Origin of the sequence: Streptomyces sp. KR55, from assembly GCF_052245645.1 — a bacterium.
GTDB classification, from domain to species: Bacteria; Actinomycetota; Actinomycetes; order Streptomycetales; family Streptomycetaceae; genus Streptomyces; species Streptomyces flavusporus.
Map to the genome: position 1 here is coordinate 1 of NZ_JBQQCE010000622.1, position 4,473 is coordinate 4,473.

Here is a 4,473-nt window from a genome sequence, read left to right on the forward strand (position 1 = left end):
CGCAAGCGGTGGACCATGCGCTGGAAGGCCCCACTCAACGCCTTCCAGATCGCCTTCGAGGGCCGCCTGACCCCGAGCAACAACTGACCACTCAACAACCAAGATCAGCCGTTAAATTGACACACCCCGTTGTAGCGGCGTATGCGTCGCTGGAGTTGCAGGATGTCGGGGACAGCGTAGTTGAGCTGTCCGCGTTTGATGTGGCGGTTGCCAATGACCGCGAGAGTGTCGGGGTGGGGAGTGAGCGGATCGCCGCTGGGCTCGGACTGGGCTTCGAGTGCGTCGGCTATGTCGCGTAGACGACGGGCGTGGTGGGTGAGGTCGGGCACGAACGTTGCTCCGGTCGGTTCGGCTAGGCGGCTAGTTAGCCGCCTATTGGGCTATTGGAATAGTCGGTGGAAGGGGCGGCCGCGCGCTCAGTGAGCCGGCGGCCGCCCCGTGTGCCGTACGGCGTGTCAGAACCCGCGGGTGGCGAGCCATTCGTCCAGCGCGACCGAGACGATGTCGCCCATGGGCAGGTGATCGAGTTCGTTGTCCAGCGCGAAGCGCTTGATCCTCTTCTTCAGCCTCAGAGCAGCGGGGACCGAGGCGTCGAGGCTCTCGCGCGCGATGATGCGCTGGTTGAGGACGACCGCCGCCTCCGGGATGTCGTTCGGACGCCCCGACCCCTGCGCCCATGAAGTCCCGTTACTGGGCGCCGTATCCGAACCGGCTTGCTGCTCGTGCTGAGGACTCGCTGCGCCGGTGCTGACAGGGAAGGCAGTGGCTCCTGCAACGGGAAGAACTGTCGAGTGAACCGCCACCTCAGCGGTGTGTGCCAGGCCCGGAGCGGTGCCCGTGTCTTGGGACGCCCCACGCTGGGAGACGTGCTCGGCCGATTGCGTGGGCTGAGCCGCAGGTGTTGCAGGCTCCGCAGCCGGGGCCGCGGTCTGTCCCAGCGCCTGCCGTTCCACCGACTCCACAGCAGATTCCGTTCTGGCATCGGAGGCGACGACGGCCGGGCGAGCCGGCTGACTGGCAGCAGGCTCCTGCACCGGGCTGCTCGGCGCGGCCTCGACGCTCGGATGGGCGGGCGGTGCCGCGGGCGCATGCGGCACTTCGGCCATCGTCGCGGTCGGTTCCTGCGCCGATGCCTCGATGGGAGCGGCGGAAGGAGCGGGCTGCACCTGCGGCTCGCTGGCAGCGGGACGGCCTTCACCCTGGGCGGCGGTCTGTTCGGCGGCGTACTGCTCTGGGGTGAGCTCGGCGGCCGGGGGAGGGGGCGGCGGGGTCGCCTTCTTGGCCCTGCCCAGGGTGCGACCGGCGCGGCGGGCCGGGGGCTTCAGCCTCTCGTTCTTGTCGGTCATGCCTCGGTCAGCTCCTTCATCAGCTGGGCGTACTCACTCAGTTCGGTGGGGATCTCGCCGAAGGCCTCCATGTAGTGCACCCAGGAGTGGATGACGGTCTCGGCGAGCGGGAAGGGCTCGTCGCGGTCCGGGCCGATGCCTTCGCCCTGGGCGGGCTCCAGGAGCTTGTCCTTTGCGGTGCGGGGCAGGCTGGTGCGGTCGTCGGCCTTCACGAGGACCACGTGGGCGGTGACGTCGCGGGTGTTGCGGGCGGCGGCGCGCTCGGCCTCGTCGAAGGTGGCCACGAGCTTGCGGCGCTCGATCTTGGTGGGGGCGACCGGGACGAGCAGCCGGTTCGCCTCGGTGACGGCCTCGTGGAAGATGCGGGCGCTGCCGCCGCCGGCGTCGACCACGATCGCGCCGAACTCGGCGCGCTTGGCGCGGATGTGCTCGGCGATGTCGTCGAACGGATAGCGCTCGACCACCAGGTTTGCGGGGATCTCGTATCCCTCGGCCTGGGCGACCTTGAACCAGTCGTAGGCGGACTGGCTGGTCGCGTCGGCGTCCAGCAGCAGCGTCGGCAGGTCGAGGACGACCGAGTAGTAGAGGGCGATGAACCAGGCGGAGGTGGTCTTTCCGGTGCCGCCCTTGAGCATGCCGACGACGATCACGAAGGCGTCCCAGGCGCGGGCTGTGGCCGCCGCCAGGGTCTTGATACGGGTGTTCTCGTTCACGTGTGCTTGATCTCCTGAAAGTGGAAGGGGTGTTGTCTCATGCGGTTCGGTGACAGTGCTGCGCGGTAGGCACGCCTCCGCGCGGACGGGGCGGTGCCCGTGCCCCGTGGTCGCAGCCGGGAGGGCCTTCGGGCAGAGTCCGCAGCTGAGGGACACTGTGGGCGGAGCGATCGAGACCTTTGTCTGGCGCGCTCATGGCCGTTTCCCCTCACGAGGACCAGGGCAGTGGCGGTGCTGGGGCCGCATGGGCGTGCCTGCCTGGTGCAGGAGCCGGTAGACCGTGGCCACGGAGTAGTTGCACTCCTCAGCAAGCTCCGGGACCGCGGCGCCCTCCTCGTACCGCGCCCGCAGAGACAGCGCGACCTTCTGCCGTTCAGCGGCCCTCGCCGCAGAGCGCATCCGCAGCGTCTGCTGCGTGGTGCGCACGGTGCCGCCGGCTTCGATCAGCAGGCGCCGGGCAGCACGCCTCGTCCCTCCCGCAGCCGCGGCGAGTTCGGTGAGCGTCGCGCCGTGCTGCTCGTACAGGGTGCGCAGCCGGGCCGCGAGACGCCGGCGCGCTTGCGGGTCCTGGCGCATCCTTCGGGTCTGCCACGACATGCGCATCACGGTCCCGGCATCGTGCAGCCGGTTGAGGACCGTGCCGTACGACAGGCCGCTGGCGGCGACCAGTTCGTCGACCGTCGCACCGGCCTCGTATCGCTTGCGCAAGGCCTCCGGGGTCACCGGCTGGCTCTGGGCAGGGTTGGTTGGAGGGTGTTGTGGGGTCATGCGGCGGAGTTCCATTCGCTGAGGGCTTCGGCATGGGCGGCGGCCAGCTCGTCGTAACTGCGCTGGTCGGCAGGGGTGATGAGGATCAGGCGGCCGTCGGTGGCGATCCGCCAGTCGGCGGCCGGACGACCTGTGACGGGGTCGAGGACGCGCCCGTCCGGGGCGTGCCACGCGGGCGGGATCTCGTCGGGGCGCGGCGCGGGGACCAGCACTCGGCGGCCGTCGCGGACGATCACCACGGCCTGGCTGCGGTGCTCCGCGAGCCGGTCCAGCGCCTCTCGGTAGGCCGCACGCTCGACCGCGTGCAGGGCCTTCCGCCGGGCCGCGACGCCTGCGGTGCCGTGGTGCTCGGCGACCTTGTCCCAGCCCTGTGCCGACGCTGCGGCGAGGCCGGTATCCGCGCCCGGGCGGCCGTCACCGAAGCCCTCCAGGGCACGTGGCGCCAGGGCCCAGGTCTCCCCGGTGTGCTGGACGAGGCCGTGGCTGGCGAGGCGGCGCAGGGTCCTATAGGTGGTGGCGCGGGAGACCGAGGAGGTACCGACGAGTTCGGCGACCGTCTGGTGGGGGCGTTGGTGCAGTGCGCTGATGAGCATGAGGGCGGCGCTGCCGAGGCCGTGGTGGGCGAAGGCGTCGTGGCCCATCAGCCGGCCGAGGACGGTGGAGTCGATGTCGGCCACGGTGGCTGTCTCAGGGGTGGTCCACTCCTCAAGTGCCGGGTCGGGGGGGTACTGAGTGGTCCGGAAACGAGACAGCGAAGCGGGGGCGCCGTGACTGGGGGCGCTGCCGTAGTTGAGGTACCAGGTGGAGCCCTCCCGGCCGTGGCCGACCCGCAGTCGGCGTAGCCAGCCCTGCGGTTTCAGGACGGTCTCGTAGACGGCCCGCAGCGTCGTGCGGGAGATGCCCGCTTCCTCGGCGGTCTGCCGCTCACTGGCATGGTGCAGGGGGCCGCCTGCCATCTCGGCGAAGTTCAGGTGCGCGCGCAGCACCCGCAGCGCGGTCCGTCCGCGCTCCCCGCGCCAGGGCGTGGTCTCGATGCGGTCGCGCAGCGCGGCGAGGACTTCGTACACGTCGTGCCGCGACCCCAGCGCCCTGGTGGTGCTGACCGCTTCCGAGGCGCTGGCCCAGACCCGGCGGACGTAGTCCAGGGCACGCGACTGCCCGGACCGTAGCGCGATGTGCCGGACGTGCCGTCCGCCCTCGTGCTCGGGGTGCAGCAGGAGCTGCGTGAGCTGGTCGACGGTGCCGCCGGCGCGGGCCACGTGGCAGGCGATGGCCGCGGTGATCCGGTGCCCGTGCTCGGCCACGCCTTGCCGGTCTGCGCGCAGGGCCACGCTCCGGCCGTCGGGGGCGAGTCGGCTGTAACTGCCGGTGGCGTAGCGGCCGGTGAGGTCGCCGAGCAAAATGAGATCGGTCGCGGCCGACGGCAGTCGGGCGTATTCCAAAAGGCCGTGGAATTGGGTGGAGTGTCGTTGAAAGAGGGCTTGATGGGTGCTTTCTGGCACGGTGGGGTCGTCTCGCAAGAACGTGGACGCCACCCAGGCCCGCTAAAACCACGGGTGGTGTCCGGAACCGACCTCCATCGGCGCCAGAAAGGTCTCCAGAATGGCCGTCCTGGAAGCCCTCGTATGCCTGGCCCCGAGTGGAGG

General features: G+C 70.5%; 5 protein-coding genes. 1 reads left to right on the forward strand and 4 read right to left on the reverse strand.

Translation table 11 applies throughout. From position 1 onward, the window contains the following. Positions 1–299 (forward strand): hypothetical protein (locus ACTWQJ_RS46880; protein ID WP_443312485.1); only part of this gene is annotated, 299 nt, incomplete at its 5' end. 156 nt (positions 300–455) lie between these two features. Here the strand turns inward: ACTWQJ_RS46880 and ACTWQJ_RS46885 are convergent. From ACTWQJ_RS46885 to ACTWQJ_RS46900, 4 genes are all read right to left on the reverse strand, one after another. Then, positions 456–1,346 (reverse strand): hypothetical protein, encoded by an 891-nt coding sequence (locus ACTWQJ_RS46885; RefSeq protein WP_443312486.1) that lies wholly within the window; start codon positions 1,344–1,346, stop codon positions 456–458. Beyond that, the gene (locus ACTWQJ_RS46890) at positions 1,343–2,059 is read right to left on the reverse strand and encodes a ParA family protein (protein WP_443312487.1); all 717 of its coding nucleotides are present in this window, start codon (positions 2,057–2,059) and stop codon (positions 1,343–1,345) included. The genes ACTWQJ_RS46885 and ACTWQJ_RS46890 overlap by 4 nt, the downstream gene beginning before the upstream one ends. A gap of 192 nt (positions 2,060–2,251) precedes the next feature. Beyond that, complete coding sequence (locus tag ACTWQJ_RS46895; protein WP_443312488.1) at positions 2,252–2,842, reverse strand: helix-turn-helix domain-containing protein; 591 nt, start codon at positions 2,840–2,842, stop codon at positions 2,252–2,254. Then, entirely contained in the window at positions 2,824–4,269 is a 1,446-nt protein-coding gene (locus ACTWQJ_RS46900; protein WP_443312489.1) for a helix-turn-helix domain-containing protein, read from the reverse strand. The genes ACTWQJ_RS46895 and ACTWQJ_RS46900 overlap by 19 nt, the downstream gene beginning before the upstream one ends. Positions 4,270–4,473 lie beyond the last annotated feature (204 nt).